General features: G+C 74.8%; 17 protein-coding genes. 6 read left to right on the top strand and 11 right to left on the bottom strand.

Going from position 1 to position 18,103, the window contains the following annotated elements:
• Positions 1–177: 177 nt before the first annotated feature.
• The 3 genes from ACYVO2_RS12910 to ACYVO2_RS12900 form a co-directional block, all read right to left on the bottom strand.
• Positions 178–1,131: an aldo/keto reductase gene (locus ACYVO2_RS12910; RefSeq protein WP_461007873.1), complete on the bottom strand. Its 954-nt coding sequence runs from the start codon at positions 1,129–1,131 to the stop codon at positions 178–180.
• Between the two features lie 237 nt (positions 1,132–1,368).
• A complete protein-coding gene (locus ACYVO2_RS12905) occupies positions 1,369–3,435 on the bottom strand; it encodes a neutral/alkaline ceramidase (RefSeq protein ID WP_461007864.1) in 2,067 nt (688 codons plus the stop codon).
• Positions 3,436–3,686: 251 nt separating this feature from the next.
• Positions 3,687–4,322: an NAD(P)-dependent oxidoreductase gene (locus ACYVO2_RS12900; protein WP_461007863.1), complete on the bottom strand. Its 636-nt coding sequence runs from the start codon at positions 4,320–4,322 to the stop codon at positions 3,687–3,689.
• Positions 4,323–4,504: 182 nt separating this feature from the next.
• Between ACYVO2_RS12900 and ACYVO2_RS12895 the strand changes: the two genes are divergently transcribed.
• Together ACYVO2_RS12895 and ACYVO2_RS12890 are read left to right on the top strand one after the other, a co-directional pair.
• Complete coding sequence (locus tag ACYVO2_RS12895) at positions 4,505–5,119, top strand: TetR/AcrR family transcriptional regulator (protein WP_461007862.1); 615 nt, start codon at positions 4,505–4,507, stop codon at positions 5,117–5,119.
• Between the two features lie 238 nt (positions 5,120–5,357).
• Complete coding sequence (locus ACYVO2_RS12890; protein ID WP_461007861.1) at positions 5,358–6,377, top strand: synaptic vesicle VAT-1 family membrane protein; 1,020 nt, start codon at positions 5,358–5,360, stop codon at positions 6,375–6,377.
• A gap of 35 nt (positions 6,378–6,412) precedes the next feature.
• On the opposite strand, the gene ACYVO2_RS12885 is transcribed toward ACYVO2_RS12890, so the two are convergent.
• Positions 6,413–7,750, bottom strand: a complete 1,338-nt coding sequence (locus ACYVO2_RS12885) for a cytochrome P450 (protein WP_461007860.1) — start codon at positions 7,748–7,750, stop codon at positions 6,413–6,415.
• Positions 7,751–7,932: 182 nt separating this feature from the next.
• Here ACYVO2_RS12885 and ACYVO2_RS12880 point away from each other — a divergent pair, with 182 nt between their 5' ends.
• The gene (locus tag ACYVO2_RS12880) at positions 7,933–8,250 is read left to right on the top strand and encodes a DUF2795 domain-containing protein (RefSeq protein WP_461007859.1); all 318 of its coding nucleotides are present in this window, start codon (positions 7,933–7,935) and stop codon (positions 8,248–8,250) included.
• 66 nt (positions 8,251–8,316) lie between these two features.
• On the opposite strand, the gene ACYVO2_RS12875 is transcribed toward ACYVO2_RS12880, so the two are convergent.
• On the bottom strand, positions 8,317–10,149 hold the full coding sequence (locus tag ACYVO2_RS12875) for a ricin-type beta-trefoil lectin domain protein (RefSeq protein ID WP_461007872.1): 1,833 nt from the start codon (positions 10,147–10,149) through the stop codon (positions 8,317–8,319).
• A gap of 407 nt (positions 10,150–10,556) precedes the next feature.
• Between ACYVO2_RS12875 and ACYVO2_RS12870 the strand changes: the two genes are divergently transcribed.
• On the top strand, positions 10,557–11,117 hold the full coding sequence (locus tag ACYVO2_RS12870) for a GNAT family N-acetyltransferase (RefSeq protein WP_461007871.1): 561 nt from the start codon (positions 10,557–10,559) through the stop codon (positions 11,115–11,117).
• A 13-nt stretch (positions 11,118–11,130) separates the two neighbouring features.
• Here the strand turns inward: ACYVO2_RS12870 and ACYVO2_RS12865 are convergent, their stop codons facing one another.
• From ACYVO2_RS12865 to ACYVO2_RS12850, 4 genes are all read right to left on the bottom strand, one after another.
• On the bottom strand, positions 11,131–11,727 hold the full coding sequence (locus ACYVO2_RS12865; protein ID WP_461007858.1) for a TetR/AcrR family transcriptional regulator: 597 nt from the start codon (positions 11,725–11,727) through the stop codon (positions 11,131–11,133).
• Positions 11,728–11,770: 43 nt separating this feature from the next.
• A complete protein-coding gene (locus ACYVO2_RS12860) occupies positions 11,771–12,610 on the bottom strand; it encodes a TetR/AcrR family transcriptional regulator (RefSeq protein WP_461007857.1) in 840 nt (279 codons plus the stop codon).
• 276 nt (positions 12,611–12,886) lie between these two features.
• The gene (locus ACYVO2_RS12855) at positions 12,887–13,309 is read right to left on the bottom strand and encodes a CBS domain-containing protein (protein WP_461007856.1); all 423 of its coding nucleotides are present in this window, start codon (positions 13,307–13,309) and stop codon (positions 12,887–12,889) included.
• Positions 13,310–13,402: 93 nt separating this feature from the next.
• Positions 13,403–13,828: an SPW repeat protein gene (locus ACYVO2_RS12850; RefSeq protein WP_461007855.1), complete on the bottom strand. Its 426-nt coding sequence runs from the start codon at positions 13,826–13,828 to the stop codon at positions 13,403–13,405.
• A gap of 323 nt (positions 13,829–14,151) precedes the next feature.
• Between ACYVO2_RS12850 and ACYVO2_RS12845 the strand changes: the two genes are divergently transcribed.
• Positions 14,152–15,060, top strand: a complete 909-nt coding sequence (locus ACYVO2_RS12845; RefSeq protein WP_461007854.1) for a lytic polysaccharide monooxygenase — start codon at positions 14,152–14,154, stop codon at positions 15,058–15,060.
• A 98-nt stretch (positions 15,061–15,158) separates the two neighbouring features.
• Positions 15,159–16,376: a pyridoxal phosphate-dependent aminotransferase gene (locus tag ACYVO2_RS12840; RefSeq protein WP_461007853.1), complete on the top strand. Its 1,218-nt coding sequence runs from the start codon at positions 15,159–15,161 to the stop codon at positions 16,374–16,376.
• A gap of 77 nt (positions 16,377–16,453) precedes the next feature.
• Here the strand turns inward: ACYVO2_RS12840 and ACYVO2_RS12835 are convergent, their stop codons facing one another.
• Both ACYVO2_RS12835 and ACYVO2_RS12830 read right to left on the bottom strand, forming a co-directional pair.
• Positions 16,454–17,608 (bottom strand): methyltransferase, encoded by a 1,155-nt coding sequence (locus ACYVO2_RS12835; protein WP_461007852.1) that lies wholly within the window; start codon positions 17,606–17,608, stop codon positions 16,454–16,456.
• The gene (locus ACYVO2_RS12830) at positions 17,605–18,102 is read right to left on the bottom strand and encodes a VOC family protein (protein WP_461007851.1); all 498 of its coding nucleotides are present in this window, start codon (positions 18,100–18,102) and stop codon (positions 17,605–17,607) included. Before ACYVO2_RS12830 ends, ACYVO2_RS12835 begins: the two co-directional genes overlap by 4 nt.
• Position 18,103 lies beyond the last annotated feature (1 nt).

The raw sequence follows: 18,103 nt of genomic DNA, 5'->3' as shown, positions 1-18,103 counted from the left end.
CCCGCCGCGCTCGCGCTGCTCGGCCTCGGCGCCGACCCCGGGCGCGCCGCCCCGGACGACCCGCCGCCCCCGGCGCACCGCACCGCGGCGCCCGGGGCGGCGTCTCCCCGGGCGGGGCGGCGGCGGGCCGGGAGGGGGTGAGCCGCCGGGCGGCGGCCGTGGGCGCGGAGCGGGCCGTCAGCCCAGCAGGCCGTCCAGCTCGGCCAGTTCGTCCTCGTCCAGCGGGGCGGTGTCCAGCACGCCGAGGTTCTGGTCGAGCTGGGGCACGCTGCTCGCGCCGATCAGCACGGAGGTGACCCGCTCGTCGCGCAGCACCCACGCCAGCGCCAACTGGGCCAGGGTGCACCCGCGCGCCTTGGCGAACGAGTCCAGCGAACGCAGCAGCGCCAGCTGCTCCTCGGTGAGCGACTCCCGCTTCAGGAAGTGCCCGACGGCCGCCCGGGAGTCCGCGGGCACGCCGTTGAGGTAGCGGTCGGTGAGCTGTCCCTGCGCCAGCGGCGAGTACGCGATCACGCCCGCGCCCTGCTCGGCGGACGCCGCCAGCAGCCCGTTCCGCTCGACGGTGCGGTCCAGCATGCTGTGGGCGTGCTGGTTGATCAGCAGCGGGGTGCCGAGTTCGCGCAGCATCCGCGCCGCCTGCACCATCCGCTCGGGGCTGTAGTTGGACAGCCCCACGTACAGCGCCTTGCCCTGGCGCACCGCCGCGTCCAGCGCGCCGACCGTCTCCTCCAGCGGGGTGACCTCGTCGGGCCGGTGCGAGTAGAAGACGTCCACGTACTCCAGGCCCGTCCGGGCCAGCGACTGGTCCAGGCTGGCCAGCAGGTGCTTGCGCGAGCCGAACTCGCCGTACGGGCCCGGCCACATGTCGTAGCCCGCCTTGGTGGAGATGAACAGCTCGTCCCGGTACGGCCGGAAGTCGCGGGCGAAGTGGACGCCGAAGTTGGCCTCGGCCGAGCCGTACGGCGGGCCGTAGTTGTTGGCCAGGTCGAAGTGGGTCACTCCGCGGTCGAAGGCGCGGCGCAGGACCGCGCGCTGGATCTCCATCGGGTGGCCGTCGCCGAAGTTGTGCCACAGGCCGAGCGACACCTTGGGCAGCAGCACTCCGCTGCGCCCGCAGCGCTTGTACTCCATGTGGGTGTAGCGATCCTCGGCGGCGAGGTGGTGCGGGGGCTTCACGTGGGTCCTCTCGGGGAGCGCGAGTGATCGGGTGGCGGGCGGGGGCAGTCTCACCAGCAGGCGACCGGGGTGTCAATCGGCGACCCGTCGGCCTCGCCGCACCGGGGCTGCCGCCCGGTTCCCGCGCGGGGCCCGGATCCGTGGGGCCCGCGGTCCGCGTCCCGGCCCGGGCCCCGGTCCCCACCCGGGCCCCTACCGAACCGTGAACTCCCGCGACGCCCCGGTGAAGGGGGTGATCTTGCCCGTCAGGTTCTTCCAGTCCCCCGAGTGGGTGATGCGGTACGTGCCGGGCGGGGTCTCGGGGCCGATGTCCCAGGTGATGGTCGCCTTGGAGGTGCCCGCGGCCCAGTCCAGCCGGGACCAGCGGTAGCGGGTCTGCCAGTCGCCGTCGTCCAGGTACCGCGTCCACGCGCCGTCGACCAGCCGCTGCACCTCCAGGAACGTCCCGTTGCGGTGCAGGTCGTTCTTCGGGTGACCGGTGACGAACTCCACCGTCGCGGTGGCCCCGCGCGCGTACGACGCGGCGGGCTCCGTCGTCACCTGACCGAACGCCGTCCCGGACGGCGCGCTGTCGCGGACCACCCCGGTCTGGAGGTTGAGCTGCCGGTCCGACAGGTCCGGCGGCTGCGGGCCGCGCGGCACCGCGGTGCCGTCCCGCATGGCCCTGGCGAGCCGGGCGAACTCCTGCTGCTGCGCGGGCAGCGTGTACATGCCGTACAGGGTGGAGCCGCCCTCGTAGTTCTGGGTGCGGTACTCCTCGGGCGTGGTGACGTACTGGCTGTACGCGTTGGCGTACCCCTGCATGAGCACGTTCTCCAGCGGCACCCCGAGGGCCTGCGCGACCGAGCGCCTGATCCGCAGCCCGGAGACGATGGTGTACTCGGCGGGCCCGGCCACCAGGTAGAGCTGCCCGATCCGGACGATCTGGAGCGGCAGGATCCGCGGGGTGAACGGCAGCGGTTCGTTCACCAGGCCGGTCGGCACCAGGGACGCCTTCGGGTACTGGCAGCCGACCAGCCACTCCGGGGGCTCGATGTGCAGCGGCTCCAGCCACTTCGCGACGGGGCTGAGCATGCCCTCGGTGAAGCCCGGCAGGGCGGGCCCGTCCTCGATGCTGCCCGCGAACGTGGAGGCGCCCACGGTGGCGGGGCACGTGGTGTGCTGCTTGCCGTCCGGGGTGTACGCGCCGTCCACGGTGACGTTCTCCATGTCCACGTACGCCATGCGGTGGTCCACGGCGCCGCCGACCGGGGTGCTCGCGCTGTCATAGACCTGCTTGGCCTTGGTGAACTGGCGCTCGCCGATGATCCGGGTGTTCTCCACCTCGTCCTCGGTGGGTCCCGAGCCCGGCTTCAGGTTGAGGTTCGGGGACATGTCGCCCGCGTTGGTGTTGGGGAACGCCGCGACGAAGCCGGGGGCGTCGTCCAGGTACCGCACGCCCTCGTGGTCGTGCTCCCAGTGGTATGCGGCGTACCCCTTGTTGTCGGGGCTGATGAGTGTGTTCTTGTTCGTCAGCGACGTGGTGTGGGTGGCGAACCAACTGATCGCGCCGACGTCGGCACCGCCCTGGCGGAAGCGCAGCACGGTCATCGCCGGGTCGATGGCTCCGGGGAACGCGGCCCGGTCGGCGGCGGGGTTCTTGTCGAAGGCGGCGCGGGAGCGGTTGACGCTGGCGTTGGTCAGCTCGCCGCGGCCCAGGGTGATGGTGCCGGGCCTGAGGTCCTGGTGGGCCTCGGCGACGGACTCCACGATGCCGTTCACGATCGCGTCGAAGGTGGCCTTCTGGAAGCCGAGGACCGACAGGTTGTACGCCAGGTGGTGGGAGTGGCCGCCGGTGCCCGCGTGGGTGTGGGTGGCCGAGAGCAGCACGTTCTCCTCGCCGTACAGCGACCCGTACCGCTGCGCCAGCTTCCGCAGGACCTCCTGCCGCACCGACTGGAAGATCATCCCCAGGTCGGCGTTGACGTAGGCGACGCGCTTGCCGCTGTCCTGGTCCACGACCACGAAGGCGCGGGAGCGCTGGCGCTGGTGCAGCCCGGTGGCCTTCTGGTCGAAGCTGGAGTACCCCATCATGCCGACTTCGGCGATCTCCCCGGTGACGTCGGAGATGCCGCGGCCGACGAGGTACGTCGTGGCCTCGGCGGAGGTGGGGGAGGACGGGGCGGCGGTGCTCGGCGCACCGGCGAGGCCGGTGAGGGCGAGGGAGCAGGCCAGCGCGGCTACGGCCGCCGTGGCGAGCCCCGGGCGGAAGGACCGCATGGGTGGCGTCTCCTGACTCCCGCTGGCCCGCGGGTGTGGACGAGTGGGGACGCGGATCCGGCGTGCCCGCCGCGCGGCTTCGGCCTGCGCGCGGTGCGCACGGGCGTGCCCGCCCAGGCTCAGCTCTTGACGGGTATCTGTCAATACCGCGTCGGCCTGTCAAGACCCGGTCGGGCCGCGGCCGTCTCCCCGCGCCCTCCGGGCCCCTCCCGCGCCCGGGCGCCCCCGGCCCCCGGCCCCCGGCCCCCGGCTCAGTAGGCCACCTCCACCACCTGCTTGACCGCCGCCGGGTCCGCCGCGAGCGCCAGCATCGCGTGCGCCAGGTCCCCCCGGGAGATCGACCGGCCGCGCCGCACCCTGCCCCCCACCGCCGTGCGGTACCGCCCGGTGACCGGCCCGTCCGTCAGCCGCGGCGGGCGCACCACCGTCCACTCCGCGCCGCCGCGCCGGATCTCCGCCTCCATCGCGGCCAGGTCCGCGTACACCTCGCGCAGCGCCGCCCGCAGCAGCGGCAGCACCACCGACCGGTACAGCACCCCCTCGTCCGCGGGCGTCGGCCCCACCGGCACCGCGCTCACCGCCAGGAACCGGCGGGTGCCCGTCTCCGCCATGGCCCGCAGGATCGCGCCCGCGGCGGCCGACGCGATGCCCGTGCCCTTCCTGCCCCGCGCCCCGAGCCCGGACAGCACCGCGTCCCGCCCGGCCACCGCGGGGGCCAGCGCGGCGGGGTCGGTGACGTCGGCGGTGACGACCTCCAGCGCCGGGTGGTCGGCGGTGAGCCGCGCCGGGTCGCGCACCACCGCCGTCACCCGGTGGCCCGCGTCCAGCGCCTGCCGCACCATCTGCCCGCCCGTGCCGCCCGTCGCCCCGAACACCGTGAGCTCCATCGCAGGTCCTTCCTGGTCCGTCCCGCGTCCCCCGTTGGTGGGTGAGCGTTTACTCACCACTAGGGTGGGTAGCGCGTCACCGATCCGTCAAGGCGGTGCGGTGGCGGGCCGGGTGACCGGCCGGAGTCTGCGACGACCGCCTGGACGACCGCTCAGGCGACGGTGAAAGGCAGGTCCCCGCGATGGCCGAGCGCCCCGCGCCCGCTGTGCCGACCCGGCAGCGCCTCCTGGACGCCGCCGAGCACCTGATGCGCACCATCGGGCTGGCCCGCGTCACCACCCGGGAGATCGCCCGCGCCGCCGGGTGCTCGGAGGCCGCCCTGTACAAGCACTTCTCCGGCAAGGAGGAGCTGTTCGTCACCGTGCTCGGCGAGCGGCTGCCCCCGCTCGGCGCGCTGCTCGCCGAGCTCACCGACGACCCCGGCGGGCGCACCGTGGAGGAGTGCCTCACCGACATCGCCTGCCGGGCCGCGCTGTTCTACGACTCCAGCGTGCCCATCGCCTCCTCCCTGCTGGCCGAGACCGCGCTGCTGGAACGGCACCGCGAGGGCCTGCGCGCGCTCGGCACCGGCCCGCACACCCCGCTGCGCGCCCTGGCCGAGTACCTGCGCGCCGAGCGCGACCACGGCCGGATCCGCGCCGACGCCGACCCGGAGGCGGCCGCCTCGCTGCTGCTCGGCGCCTGCTACCAGCGGGCGTTCCTGCGGCACTTCATGGGCGAGGCCGAACCGCGGCGGGACTCCGTGGAGGAGTTCGCCGCGGCGATCGCCCGGGTCGTCGCCGACGGCATCCGCTGACGGCGGGCCCGCACCGGCCCGCCCTCGGCCCGAACCGGCCCCGAACCGGCCGGTGGCGGGCCGGTCGGTCCGGGCAGGAGCCTCCAGCCGGGTTCGAGCGGGACTTCCGGCGTGTCTCGAGCGAGGCGCGGGGGGCCCGGCGAAAGGGTGTTGACGGCCCGGTCACCGGTGCCACAGTGGCCCCTTCGACCACTGCCGTTTCCGCCACTGCTGTTCCGCTGCCCGCTGGGAGGCCGTCATGCGCGCCGTGTGGATCACCCGCCACGGAGGACCCGAGACGCTTCAGGTCCGCGAGGGCCCCGAGCCCGAGCCCGGCCCCGGCGAGGTCCGGGTGCGGGTCCGCGCCGCCGGGCTGAACTTCTCGGACGTGATGGCCCGCATGGGGCTCTACCAGGACGCGCCCAAGCCGCCCTGCGTCGTCGGCTACGAGGCCGCGGGCGTGGTGGACGCGGTGGGCGAGGGCGTGGCCGAGCCCGCCGTCGGCACCCGGGTGCTGGCCTCCTGCCGCTTCGGCGGGCACGCCGAGGCGGTGTGCGTCCCCGCGGAGAGCACCGCGCCGCTGCCCGAGGCGATGAGCTTCGAGGAGGCCGCCTCGCTGCCCGTCAACTACCTGACCGCCCACCACCTGCTGTTCCGGGTGGGCGGCCTGCGCCCGGGCGACCGGGTGCTGGTGCACCAGGCGGCCGGGGGCGTCGGTATCGCCGTGCTCCAGTTGTGCCGCACCGTGGAGGGCGTCACCGTCTTCGGCACCGCCTCCGCGGCCAAGCACGAGCGGCTGCGCGAGGAGGGCTGCGACCACCCGGTGGACTACCGCACCCGCGACTACGCCCGCGAGGTGCGGCGCCTGACCGGCGGCGAGGGCGTGGACCTGGTGCTCGACCCGCTCGGCGGCCGGGACTGGCGCCGCGGCTACCGGCTGCTGCGGCCCGCCGGGCGCCTGGTCGCCTACGGCTTCAGCAACATGGCGGTGGGCGAGCGGCGCAGCCCCGCCCGGCTGGTGCGGCAGTTGGCCGCCGTGCCGCTGTTCTCCCCGATCGGCCTGATGGACACCAACCGCACCGTGGCCGGGGTCAACCTGGGCCACATGTGGGACCAGCGGGAGATCCTGGGCCCCCAGATGGAGCGCGTATTGGAGCTGTACGGCGAGGGGGCGGTGCGGCCCCGCATCGACGAGGTGTTCCCCTTCGAGCGGGCGGCCGACGCGCACCGCAGGCTCCAGCAGCGGCGCAACACGGGCAAGGTGCTGCTGACGCCGTGACCGCGGCCCGGGCCGGGCGGGCCCGCCCGGCCCGGCTACCCGCGCGCGGCCGTGACCCGGGCGGGCAGCCGGTCCGGCCGCATCACCGTGAACCCGATCGGACGGCCGTACGGGGTGACGGGGAAGCGCAGCTCCACCCGCCGCAGCAGTTGCGCCAGGATCACCTTCATCTCCACGGTCGCGAAGACCGCGCCGATGCAGCGGTGCGGCCCGCCGCCGTACGGCAGGAACTCGTGCGGGCCCGGCTTGCGGTACCCCGGCGCGTCCGGGTCCCAGCGATCGGGGTCGAAGCGCAGCGGGTCGGGCCACACCTCGGGCAGCCGGTGGGTGACGTAGGGGCTGAGCACCAGCAGCGCGCCGCCCGGCACGCGGTGGCCGTCGAAGGTGAACGGCACGGCCACCTTGCGGGCGTTGAACGGGGCGGCCGGGTACAGCCGCATCGTCTCGTTCACCACCCGCTCCAGGTACACCAGGCGCGGCACGTCCGCGGCGGTGACGGGACGGCCGTCCGGCAGCACCTCGCGCACCTCGGCGCGGGCCCGCTCCCACACCGCCCGGTCGCGGGCCATCGCGTGCGCCGCCCAGGACACCGCCGCGCTCGTCGAGTCGTACCCGGCGGCGATCAGGCTGATCACCTGGTCCAGGATCTCCACCTCGCTGAGCGCGTCCCCGCTGTCGTCCCTGGCGTCCACCAGCAGGCTCAGCACGTCCCAGGCGTCCTCGTCCGGATGGCGGCGCCGGTGCTCGATCTCGGCGCGGACCCGGACCGCGACCTCGGCGCGCGCGGCCAGCGCCCTGCGGTAGCCGGGCAGGCCGAGGCTGCGCACCCGGTGCAGCAGCGGCGAGCCGTTGATCAGGTCGAGGACCAGTTGCAGCTTCCGCCCCAGCAGGTCCTCGTCCGCGGCCAGCCTGCTGCCGAACAGCACCTCGATGGTGATGCGCCGCACCACCGCCCGCAGCTCCTGGTACAGGTCGACGGTGCGCCCCGCCCAGCCCGCCATCGCCTCGTCGGCGCGCGCGTGCATGACCTCGACGTAGCGGTCCACGGCCTGGCGGTGGAAGGCCGGGGCGACCAGGCGCCGCCTGCGGCGGTGCTCCTCCCCGTCGCTGACGATCAGGGCCGTCTCGCCGTCCACGGGGATCAACTGCTCGAACGCCTCGCGCCAGCGGAAGAGGTGGGAGTTGGCGAAGATGAAACGGTTCGCCTCCGGGCCCAGCAGATACACCCAGGAGTGGCTGCCGGTGCCCAGTTGCCAGACCGGGCCGTGGGTGCGGTACAGGTTCTCGGCTCCGGCGTAGGGGTGCCGGGCGAGCTCGGCGACGGTGCGCAGGTACCGCGCCGGACGACGGGCGGGGCCGGTGAGCGTTGCCACGTTCGAAGACTCTTCCCTGCGGGGTACGGGTGTGCGAATGCCCAGTGACCCTAGTGACCGGCCACTCGACCCGCCCTCGATCGCGTCCTCGACCCCGTCCTCGACCGCATCGAGAGGAATACCGGGCGGGATCACCGGAGAGGCGCCCGGGAGAGCCCCACGACGAGCCGGAGGAGGCAGACATGGCGCACACGAGCGTGCGGCAGGTGCTGGACGCGGTGAAGGACGTCCGCTTCCCGGCGGGCAAGGACGACCTCGTGGCCGCCGCCCGCCGCAAGGGCGCCCCGCAGGAGGTGGTCGCCGCCCTGCGGGGCATCCCCGCGGAGGAGTACCGCAACCGCGACGACGTGGCCCACTCGGTCCGGGTCGACCCCGACTCCGACCTCGACCTCGACGAGGACCAGCGCGCCCGCCAGGCCAGGCAGGGTGGCCGCCCCGGCCAGTCCCAGCACCTGCGCGACGTCCCCAGGTCCCCGATCAGGGATGAGCTGGACCGCTGAGACCGGCGCGGACACCCGGCGCGGCGGGCGCCCGGCGCCCGCCGCGCCGGTGGGGGGTCCGGCGGATCACACCGGGTTCAGCGTCCACTTCTGGTTGGCCGCGCCGGTGCACGTCCAGATCTGGGTGCGGGTGCCGTCGGCGGAGGAGTTGCCGGTGACGTCGAGGCACTTGTCGGCGGGAGTGTTGACCACGTCGTGGGTGGTGGCGTTGTAGGTCCAGCGCTGGGCGCCGGTGCCGTTGCATGTGTACAACTGCACCTGGGCGCCGTCCGCGGTGGAGCCGCCGGAGACGTCCAGGCACTTGCCCAGGGCGCGGACGCTGCCGTCGGCGGCGACGGTCCAGCGCTGGGCGGCCGAGCCGTTGCAGGAGGTGAGCTGGACGGGGGTGCCGTCGGCGGTGGAGGCGCCCGCCACGTCGAGGCACTTGCCGGCCAGGCCGGTGAGGATGCCGGTGGTGCCGCCGGTGCCGCCGCTCTGGGTGCCCGACCAGGTGAAGGTGGCGCTGGTGCGGGCGGGCAGGGTGTAGGTGAAGGACTGGCCGCCCCAGTTGACGCGGACCGACTGGGCGGAGGTGCCGCCGTTGTGCGCGATCAGCGCCTTGGAGCCGTCGGTGTTGCGCCAGGCGATGTTCTGCACGGTGCCGTTCGCGGTGGAGTCGATGCGGTGGGCGCCGGGCCGCACGAACTTCGTCAGGTGGCCGGTGGTGTAGTACTCGACGGTGTAGTCGACCTGGCCGGCCCGCGGGCCGCCCTCCTGCACCGTGATCAGTCCGGTGCAGGTGCCGCAGCCGCCGTTGTGCGGGCCCATGTTCTGGTTCAGGGCCAGGCTCCACTTGACGATGCTGCCGCTCCAGTTGCGGCCGTAGTTGACGATGTCGGCCATGTCCTCGTTGTGCTGGTCGGCGATCCAGGTCCCGCCGGAGTGCTCGGTGCTGAACTGCCGCACGTTCGGGTACTGGTTGCGGACCTGGGTGCCCACCGCCGGGTCGCCGAAGTAGCCGTGCCAGGCGATGCCGCCGAACAGCGGGTCGTTGCGCACCCCGGCGTCGCCCAGGACCCCGGAGCCGAAGTCGGCGTAGTCGCCGTAGTTCCAGTCGTGGACGAGCACCTTGGTGTTGATGCCCGCGGCCCGGAACGCCGGGTAGACGTGGTTCTTGGTGAACTCCACCAGGCCGGAGGGGTTCCAGCTCATGCCGGGGTAGTTCATGGCGGTGGGGTTGGCGGCCTGGCAGCAGTTGGGCTCGTTCTGCACCGACAGGTAGTCCACCGGGACGCCGGCGGCCTGGTAGCTCTGGATGTACTTGACCAGGTACTGCGCGTACATGGGGTAGTACTCCCACTTCAGCCAGCCCATCTGGTCCATCCGGCCGTTGTCCTTCATCCAGCCGGGCGCGCTCCACGGCACGCCCTTGACCCGCAGCGCCGGGTTGAGCTGCTTGGCCTGGACGGTCAGCAGCCGCACGTCGGTGTCGTAGCCGTTGGCCCCGAAGTCGGACAGGTCGCAGCAGGTGTCGTCCAGCGACACATGGCCGGGCCGGGACAGGTCGGAGGCGCCGATCGGGTTGCGCACGAACGACAGGCCGATGCCCTCGGTCGGCGAGAACAGCCTGCGCATCACCGCGTCCCGGGTGGCGGCGCTGACCGCTCCGCCGCGCAGCAGATGGGCGGTGGTGTCGGTGATGGAGGCGCCGCCCCCCTCGAACTGCTGGTACCTGACGTTCTCGTCCACGGTGACGGTGTGGGCGGCGCTGCCGCCGCCGGAGCCGAACGCGATGGGTGCCTGCTGCTGAAGACCCCGGGTGACGGTGCGGCCGCCGGAGTCGGAGGTGGTGGTCAGCCAGACGTCGACGCGTTCGCCCGCCGCCGCTGCCGGCGGCGTCAGTCCGGGGGAGGCGAGCATCGCGGCGACGGCGAGCAGCGCGACGGTCAGCGCCGCCAGCGGACGGCGGGCCGAGCCGATGGTGCGGGGGGATCTCAAGGCGTCCCTGCCTCTCTGCGGTCACCGGCGCGCCGGCCGTCTCCGCTGCTGCGGCGCCCGGGCGGCGGCCGGCGCGGCCGCAGCAGGTGCGGCCGTGCGGGCGGTGGGCGGGCGAAGGAGCGCGGCCTCGGCTCGCGCCGTGGGGTGCGAGCCCGCGCTTTTCTTATACCCTGACTTAATGCGTGATTGAACTAGTGAGCCATGCGCATGTCAACGCTCGCGGAGCGGGCGGTTCCGCGGCCGCGCGCATCCGGCGGCACGGTCCCGCGTCCGTGAGAAGATCGCTCCCCGGCGCTCGGCTGGACACGGTGAACGCGGAGGACGACACGATGTACGCGATATCCCTGGGCGACGACGGCGCCGAGCTGCGCCCGCTCGAACCGTGGCGGGCGGAGGAGTTCCTGGCCCACATCGAGCGGGGGCGGGAGTTCATCGGGCGGCACATCGCCTTCCCCGACACCGTCACGGACCTGGAGTCCAGCCGGTCGGTCCTCCAGCGCTACGCGGAGAAGGCCGCCGCCGACAGCGGGCGCATCTGGGGTATCTGGACGGACGGCAAGCTGGTCGGCGGGGTCCTCTTCCGGGCGATGGACCCCGGCCTGGGCACCGCCGAGGCGGGCTGCTGGCTCGAGCCGTCCGCGGTGGGCCGGGGCCTGGTCACCCGGGCCGTGCGGGTGACCATCGACTGGGCCGTCGAGGAGCGCGGCATCCACCGCGTCGAGTGGCTGGCCTCGTCGGCGAACGAGGCCAGCATCGCCGTGGCCCGGCGGCTCGGGATGACCAAGGAGGGCGTGCTCAGGGAGAGCTACCCGCACCGGGGCAAGCGGCACGACGTGGAGGTGTGGTCGGTGCTGGCCCCGGAGTGGCGGGCGGCCCGGCGGGAGAGCTGAGCGGGCGCGCCGCTCAGCCGTCCTCCCGCGGGGCGGCCGGGCCAGCGCCGGTCTCCGTCCCTGGGGGCGGCGGCCCGGTCATGCCGGACAGGCCCTGGCGGAGGAAGGCGGCCAGGCCGTGGCCCGCCGCGGTGATGCGGAGCAGCAGGTCGAAGGCGGCGGCCGGGTCGGTGGCGAGGCGGCTCACCACGGGCACCAGCGCGGTCGCCAGCGCGTCCCGCGCCGCGGCGAGTTCGGGGTGGTGGGACGCGTCCAGGCCGGCGTTGAAGGTGACGTCGAAGAGGGCCGGCTCCTCGGCGGCGAAGCGCACATGGGCGGCGGCGAACGCGGCCAACTGCTCGGCGGGGTCGCCGCCCGCCCGGAGCGCCTCGACGAAGCGGGCGAGCTGCTCGCGGTAGCCCTTCGCGGCCAGCGCGGCGAGCAGGGCGTCGCGGTCGGGGAAGTGCTCGCCGGGCGCCGCCCCGCCCACGCCCGCCCTGCGGCCCGCCTCGGTGAGCGTGAAGCCGTGCGGGCCCCGCTCGGTGACGAGTTCGAGCGCAGCGCGCTCCAGGGCGGTGCGCGGGTCACCGCGGTCGGGGCCGGCGGGGCGCCGCTCGGCGGGGGAGTCCATCGAGCCAGGTTAGGGCCTGTCGTCGAATCCCCGTCCGCCCCGCTCAGGTACTCCCCGGCGAACCGCTCCCGCGGCGCCCGCCCTCGCCCGGCCCTCCCGGCGACCCGGGTGCGGCGCTCTCGCGCGCCGCCGCGCGGGCCGCGATGTGGGCGTCCAGGCCGTCCAGCAGCCGCTGGAGCCCGAACTCGAAGTAGAACTCCCCGCCCTGCCAGGCGTCCTCGCCGATCCGGGCCAGGGTGGGGTAGTCGCCGCCGCGCAGCACCCTGCCCAGCACGGGGACCTGCGCGGCCCAGAAGTCCGCGTCGCTGACCCCGGTGCGCCGCTCGGCCTCGACCGCGGCCAGGTGGTCCCTGGCCATGCCGGCGACGAAGCTGCCGACGAGCGCGAGCACGGCCACCATCTCCCGGTCGCCGAGCCCGACCCCGTCGATGCCCGAGAGGAAGCGCTCCACGCCGCGCACCGCGTTGGGGCCGAGCAGCGGGCGCGCCTGGTCCACCTGGAGCAGCCACGGATGGCGGTGATACAGCGCCCAGGAGCGGCGGGCCGCGGCCTCCACCTCGGCGCGCCAGCCGGCGCCCGGCTCCGGCCGCTCCCCGCGGGGCGGCAGGTCCTCCCCGCTGACCCGGTCCAGCATCAGGTCGAGCAGCTCGCCCTTGCCGGGCAGGTAGCGGTACAGCGACATCGTGCCGACCCCGAGCTCCGCGGCGACCCGGCGCATGGACAGCGCGCCGATCCCCTCGGCGTCGGCCACCGCGACGGCGGCGGTGACGATCCGCTCCAGCGTCAGCCCCGGCCGCGGGCCCCGGCTGGGCCGCGCCGCGGTGCCCCACAGCAGCTCCATGCTGCGCGGCACATCGCCGCTTCCGCTGTGCGCCGTGCTCATCGCCTCGCCCTCCCGGATTGCGGACAAGCCTACCCATTCGGGCGCTTCGTCCGCGTCCGCTGCGCGCGGCGGCGGGACGGGGCCGCGTACGACGCACGCGGATCCGCGTACACCGCACGCAAGGGAACGGCGGCCGGCAAGAAGGGTTCACTCCGGGGGGCGACCGTCCAGGGGCCCGCGAACCGGTCGGCTCACGGGCCCCTGGAGGTCTCCCGAGGAGGATGCCGGCCCCGGCGGCTCCGTGCGGGCGGTGCCGCCGGGACCGGCACGCCGAGGTCAGCGGTTGGGTTCGGCGGCGCTGATGTCGGCGAGCGCGGACTCCTCGTCGCGCTCGATGGCCATGTCGCCGATGCTGACGATCCCGACGGGGTGCTGCTCCTTGTCCGTCACCGGAAGGCGGCGCAGCGCGTTGGCCCGCATCAGCTCCACGGCGCGGGAGGCGTCGTCGTCCGGGCCGACCGTGACCAGCGGGCCGCTGCACACGCTGTGGGCCGTGGTCTCCTTCGCGTCGCGCTCGTCGGCGAGGGCGCGGACGACCAGGTCGCGGTCGGTGACCAGGCCCTGGAGCCGGTCGTCCTTGACCACCAGCACCGCCCCGATGTCGTTGTCCCGCATCTTCCTGGCGACCTCGGTGATCGGCGTGCGGCTCTCCACGGTGACCGGTTCCCTGGTCATGACGTCCCGTACGTGCTGAGCCACGGGATTCACTCCTTGCGATCGTGGTTGTCGCGGTGGGGCACCACCCGGCGGCAGGCCGCCGCCGGTGGTGCGGGGCCCGCGGGCGGCGGGCCGTCAGCGGCCCATCCGCCCCAGGACCATCGTGGTCAGGCCCAGCAGGCAGATGAGGGCGCCGGTGATGATGTTGCTGACGATGATCTTGGTGGTGTCGACGGGGCCCGAGACCACCCACGGGGCGACGACCGTCCACGCGCCCAGCGCCGCGGCGACCATGCCCATGCCGTGCGTCCGCTCGTAGATCGAGCCGAAGCTGAACGCCAGGGCGGCCACTGCCAGGCCGACGATCAGGTTGTTGATGGCGATCGTGTTTGTCGCCCCGCCGTTGAAACCGACCACCCACGGCGATATCGCCAGGTACATCCCGGCGAGCAGGCTCAGCCCTTCCACCGCCTGGGCACTGGGGGTCGCGCCTGCCCTCTCGTACTGGGCCCGCATGGCCACCAGGTCCGGATGGTGTTCGATGCGCGTGTGCGTCGTCACTGCACCCACCTCCTTCGGCATTCGCAGTCCGGTACGCCCGGGTTAGCCGTCCGCCACGGACGAAACCTCTCTCGGGACAAAAGGATCGAACCGGGATCAACCAGATACTTCACGGTACCTCCGTGCAACCCCTGCGTCTGCTGCGAATACGGTCACGAATTGGCAGGCCCCCGCCCCCCGCGGCGGACCGGTCGCCGGCGGCCCCGGATGGGCCGGACGGGTGACCCTCGGGTCGGCCCGCCCGCGAGCCGCCCCGCGCGATGAACACACCCGCCCCCGCGCCGCGTACTACCCACCGAGCCGAGCCGGGGAGGACCTTGCCGATGACCGCGCACCGCATGTCCGCTGCCGTCGTGGCCGCGCTTCCGCTGCTGATCACCGCGGTGGCCGCCGCGCCGGCCCGGGCGCACGGCGCCCCCACCGACCCGGTCGCCCGGGTGGTGGCGTGCGGGCCGGACGGCGGGGCGGACGCGCGCTCGGCGGCCTGCGCGGCGGCCGTCGCCGCCAACGGCGGGCGGGCGTTCCCCGACTGGGACAACCTCAGGGTCGCCGACGTCCGCGGCCGGGACCGCCAGGTGATCCCGGACGGCAGGCTGTGCAGCGGCGGCCTGCCCGCCTTCCGCGGCCTGGACCTGCCGCGCCGCGACTGGCCCGCCACCACCCTCGCCGCCGGGTCCGCCCTCACCGTCACCTACCGGGCGACCATTCCCCACCGGGGCACCTTCCACGTGTACCTGACCAAGCCGGGCTACGCCCCGGACAAGCCGCTCACCTGGGCGGACCTCGACCCCGAGCCGCTCGTCACCGCCGAGGACCCGCCCCTGGTGAACGGCGCCCACCGGCTGGAGGGGACGCTGCCCCGCGACCGGACCGGCCGCCACGTGCTGTACACCGTCTGGCGCAACACGGACACCCCGGACACGTACTACTCCTGCTCCGACGTGCTGCTCACCGGCGGCCCGGGCGCCGCCGCGGCCCGCGGGGACGGCGGCCGCACCACCCGCGAGGCCGGCTCCCGCGACCGCGGGGGCCCGGCGCCCGGGACCCCCGCCGCGCCCCTCGCCGACAGCACCTCCCGCCCCGCCCCCGCCGCGGGGGGCGGGGCCTCCACCGTCCCCGTGTCCGCGGACAGCTCGTCCGGCGGCGCCGTGAAGCTGCTCACCGGCCTGGTGGCCGTCCTCGCCGTCGTCGCCGCCCTGTCCGCCGCCGTCCTGCGCCGGCGCGCCCGCTGAACCCACCCCGTCCCCGCGCCGCGGCCCCGCTCACGGGCCGGGCGCCGCTGCTCCGAAGGCCCGCGCACGCCGGGCCTCCCCCTAAGGAGACCCCCGCCGTGGCCCAGCCCGTCGACACCAGCCTGCTGCACACTGCCGCGCACAGCCCGTCCTGGGCCTCGCTGAACCGGTCGGCGCCCGACACCCGCGCCGACCGGGTCGACTTCTGCATTCCCTGCAACCCGTACTTCCCCCCGCCGGAGATGTTCGCGCGGCTGCGGGGCGACCTGGAGAGCATCCTGACGTACTACCCGAGCGACAACGAGACGGTGACCGCCGAGCTGTGCGCCGCGCTCGGCCTGCACCCGCAGACCGTGGTGATGGGCAACGGCTCCACCGAGCTGATCACCTGGATCGACCACCTGCTGGTCCGGGAGAGCCTCGCGGTGCCGATCCCGACGTTCGGCCGCTGGACGGACCAGCCGCTGGAGACCGGCAAGCGCGTGGACATGTTCCGGCTCCGGGAGGACCAGGACTTCGCCCTGGACTGCGACGGCTTCGTCCGGTTCGTGCGCCGCCGGGGCTCCCGGGCCGCCGTGATCAGCAACCCCAACAACCCCGACGGCGGCTTCCTCACCCGGCAGAAGGTGCTGTGGCTGCTGGACGAGCTGTCCGACCTGGACCTGGTGGTCGTCGACGAGTCGTTCATCGACTTCGTCGACGCCGAGGCCGCGCCGTCCGTCGCCGACGAGGCCGCGATCCGGCACAACGTGATCGTGCTCAAGAGCCTCGGGAAGAACTTCGGCCTGCACGGGGTGCGCTTCGGCTACCTGGTCGCCAACCCCGCGCTCGCCTCTCGGGTGCGCGCCGCGCTGCCCAAGTGGAACCTCAACGCCCTCGCCGAGACCGTGGTGTTCATGCTCAAGGAGTACGGCCACCAGTACCGGCAGAGCCTGGCCCTGCTCGCCCGCGACCGCGCCGACATGGCGCTGGCCCTGGCCGCCGTGCCCGGCCTGGTGGTCTTCGCCTCCCAGGGCAACTTCCTGCTGGTCAAGCTGCCCGACGGCGCCGACGGCGGGCGGCTGCGCGACTACCTGCTCGCCGAGCACGGCGTCCTCGTGCGCGAGTGCGGCAACAAGCTCGGCAGCAGCAGCGGCTTCCTGCGCCTGGTGGTGCGGCCCTACCCGGACGTGGAGCGGCTGATGAGGGGCCTGCACGCCTGTCTCCTCGGAAGCTGGGCGGTCCCCGGCCACACCGCGTCCGTGCACGCCGTCCTGCCCCCGGCGCACGCCCACGCCCTCGCCACCCCGGCGCACGGCCTGTCCCTCCACGCCTGAGGGCCGCCGCCCGCGCGCCGCGGCCGGCCCGGCACCCGGGCACCGGCCCGCCGCACCGGGCCGCCGCCGCGCCGCCCTCACCGGCCGGTGAGCCGCCACAGGGAGGTCACCTCACCGGCGCGGGCCGCGTGCAGCGGGTCGCTCTCCCGCGCCGCCTTGGGGTGCGCGGGCCGCGCGTCCAGCCGCCCCGCCACGGTGAGACCCGCCTCGTCGAACGCCGCGAGCAGCTCCTCGCGGGTGCGCAGCTCCAGGCGCTCGGCCAGGTCCGACAGCACCAGCCAGCCCTCGCCGCCCGGCTCCAGACGGCCCGCCAGGCCGCGCAGGAAGCCGAGCAGCATCCGGCTGCCCGGGTCGTACACGGCGTGCTCCACCGGGGAGCTCGGCCGGGCCGGGAGCCACGGCGGGTTGCACACCACCAGCGGGGCCCGCGGCGGCGCGGCCGGGAACAGGTCGGCCTCGGCCACCTCCACCCGGCCGGCCAGGCCGAGCCGGGAGACGTTCTCCCGGGCGCAGGCCAGCGCCCGCGGGTCCTGGTCGGTGGCCACCACCCGGGCCACGCCCCGGCGGGCCAGCACCGCGGCCAGCACGCCCGTGCCCGTGCCCACGTCGAACGCCAGCGCACGGGACGGCAGCGGGGCCCGCGCCACCAGGTCCACGTACTCGCCGCGCACCGGTGAGAACACCCCGTAGCGGGGGTGGATCCGCCCGCCGAGCGCCGGGACCTCCACGCCCTTGCGCCGCCACTCGTAGGCGCCGATCACCCCGAGCAGCTCCCGCAGCGACACCAGGTAGGGCTCGTCGGCGGGGCCGTACGCCTCAAGGCACGCCTGGCGCACGTCCGGCGCCCGGCCCAGCGCCACCACGTGCCCCGGCTCCACCGGCACCAGCAGCATGCCCAGGATCCTGGCCCGCTCGGCCTGCTCCTTGCGGTGCAGGTGGAACGCCTGCGCGGGCGCCACCGTGTCCCGCGCCGCGCGGCGCCTGCCGCGGGCCCGCTCCACCCGCCGCCCCATCGCGGCCAGCACCTGCCGGGCCTGCCGGTAGTCGCCGCGCCACAGCACCGCCGTGCCCTCGCAGGCGGAGCGGTACGCGGCGTCGGCCGTGGTGCGGTCGTCGGCCGGGGCGACGCGCCGCGGCGGCGGCGCCCCGCTCTCGGAGCGCCAGCGGGCCCACGACTCCCGGTCGTCCTCGGTCCAGCGGGCGACCGGGCCCGCCACGTCCGTGCCGCTCACAGCACCCGCGTTCCGTACATCTCGCCGAGCGGGTCGGCGATCAGCTCCAACCGCGCCCCGTCCGGGTCGCGGAAGTACACCGACACCTCGCTGTGCACCTCGTGCTCGACCCCGGCCGCCGCCAGCCTGCCGACCAGGTGCCGCCAGCGGTCCGGCGCCACCGAGACCGCCACGTGGTGCAGCCCGCCGAGCACCTCCGCGTACGGGCCGAGGTCCAGGCCGGGGAAGTCGAAGAAGGCCAGCAGGTTGCCGTTGCCGATGTCGAAGAAGAAGTGCGAGGAGCCGGGGAAGTCCCGGTTCTCGATCAGCTCGGTGAGCGGGAACTCCAGCACCTCCTGGTAGAAGCGCACGGTGCGCTCCACGTCCGAGCTGAGCAGCGCGGTGTGGTGCAGGCCGCGCGCGGAGGAGGCGGGGCGCTCGCCCGCGGGGCGCAGGTACGCCCGCCGGATGCGGTCCCGCTCGGCGGCGCGCGCCTCGCGGCCGGTGCTCTCCATC

It is taken from the genome of Streptomyces capparidis (assembly GCF_054782095.1).
The sequence above is the reverse complement of the archived record's forward strand: the minus strand, read 5'-3'. Positions and strand labels throughout refer to the sequence as shown.

Coding starts and splice junctions, on each gene's coding strand:
- ACYVO2_RS12910 (WP_461007873.1), bottom strand. CDS start 1,131: ATGGAGTACAAGCGCTGCGGGCGCAGCGGAGTGCTGCTGCCCAAGGTG.
- ACYVO2_RS12905 (WP_461007864.1), bottom strand. CDS start 3,435: ATGCGGTCCTTCCGCCCGGGGCTCGCCACGGCGGCCGTAGCCGCGCTG.
- ACYVO2_RS12900 (WP_461007863.1), bottom strand. CDS start 4,322: ATGGAGCTCACGGTGTTCGGGGCGACGGGCGGCACGGGCGGGCAGATG.
- ACYVO2_RS12895 (WP_461007862.1), top strand. CDS start 4,505: ATGGCCGAGCGCCCCGCGCCCGCTGTGCCGACCCGGCAGCGCCTCCTG.
- ACYVO2_RS12890 (WP_461007861.1), top strand. CDS start 5,358: ATGCGCGCCGTGTGGATCACCCGCCACGGAGGACCCGAGACGCTTCAG.
- ACYVO2_RS12880 (WP_461007859.1), top strand. CDS start 7,933: ATGGCGCACACGAGCGTGCGGCAGGTGCTGGACGCGGTGAAGGACGTC.
- ACYVO2_RS12875 (WP_461007872.1), bottom strand. CDS start 10,149: ATGCTCGCCTCCCCCGGACTGACGCCGCCGGCAGCGGCGGCGGGCGAA.
- ACYVO2_RS12870 (WP_461007871.1), top strand. CDS start 10,557: ATGTACGCGATATCCCTGGGCGACGACGGCGCCGAGCTGCGCCCGCTC.
- ACYVO2_RS12865 (WP_461007858.1), bottom strand. CDS start 11,727: ATGGACTCCCCCGCCGAGCGGCGCCCCGCCGGCCCCGACCGCGGTGAC.
- ACYVO2_RS12860 (WP_461007857.1), bottom strand. CDS start 12,610: ATGAGCACGGCGCACAGCGGAAGCGGCGATGTGCCGCGCAGCATGGAG.
- ACYVO2_RS12845 (WP_461007854.1), top strand. CDS start 14,152: ATGACCGCGCACCGCATGTCCGCTGCCGTCGTGGCCGCGCTTCCGCTG.
- ACYVO2_RS12830 (WP_461007851.1), bottom strand. CDS start 18,102: ATGGAGAGCACCGGCCGCGAGGCGCGCGCCGCCGAGCGGGACCGCATC.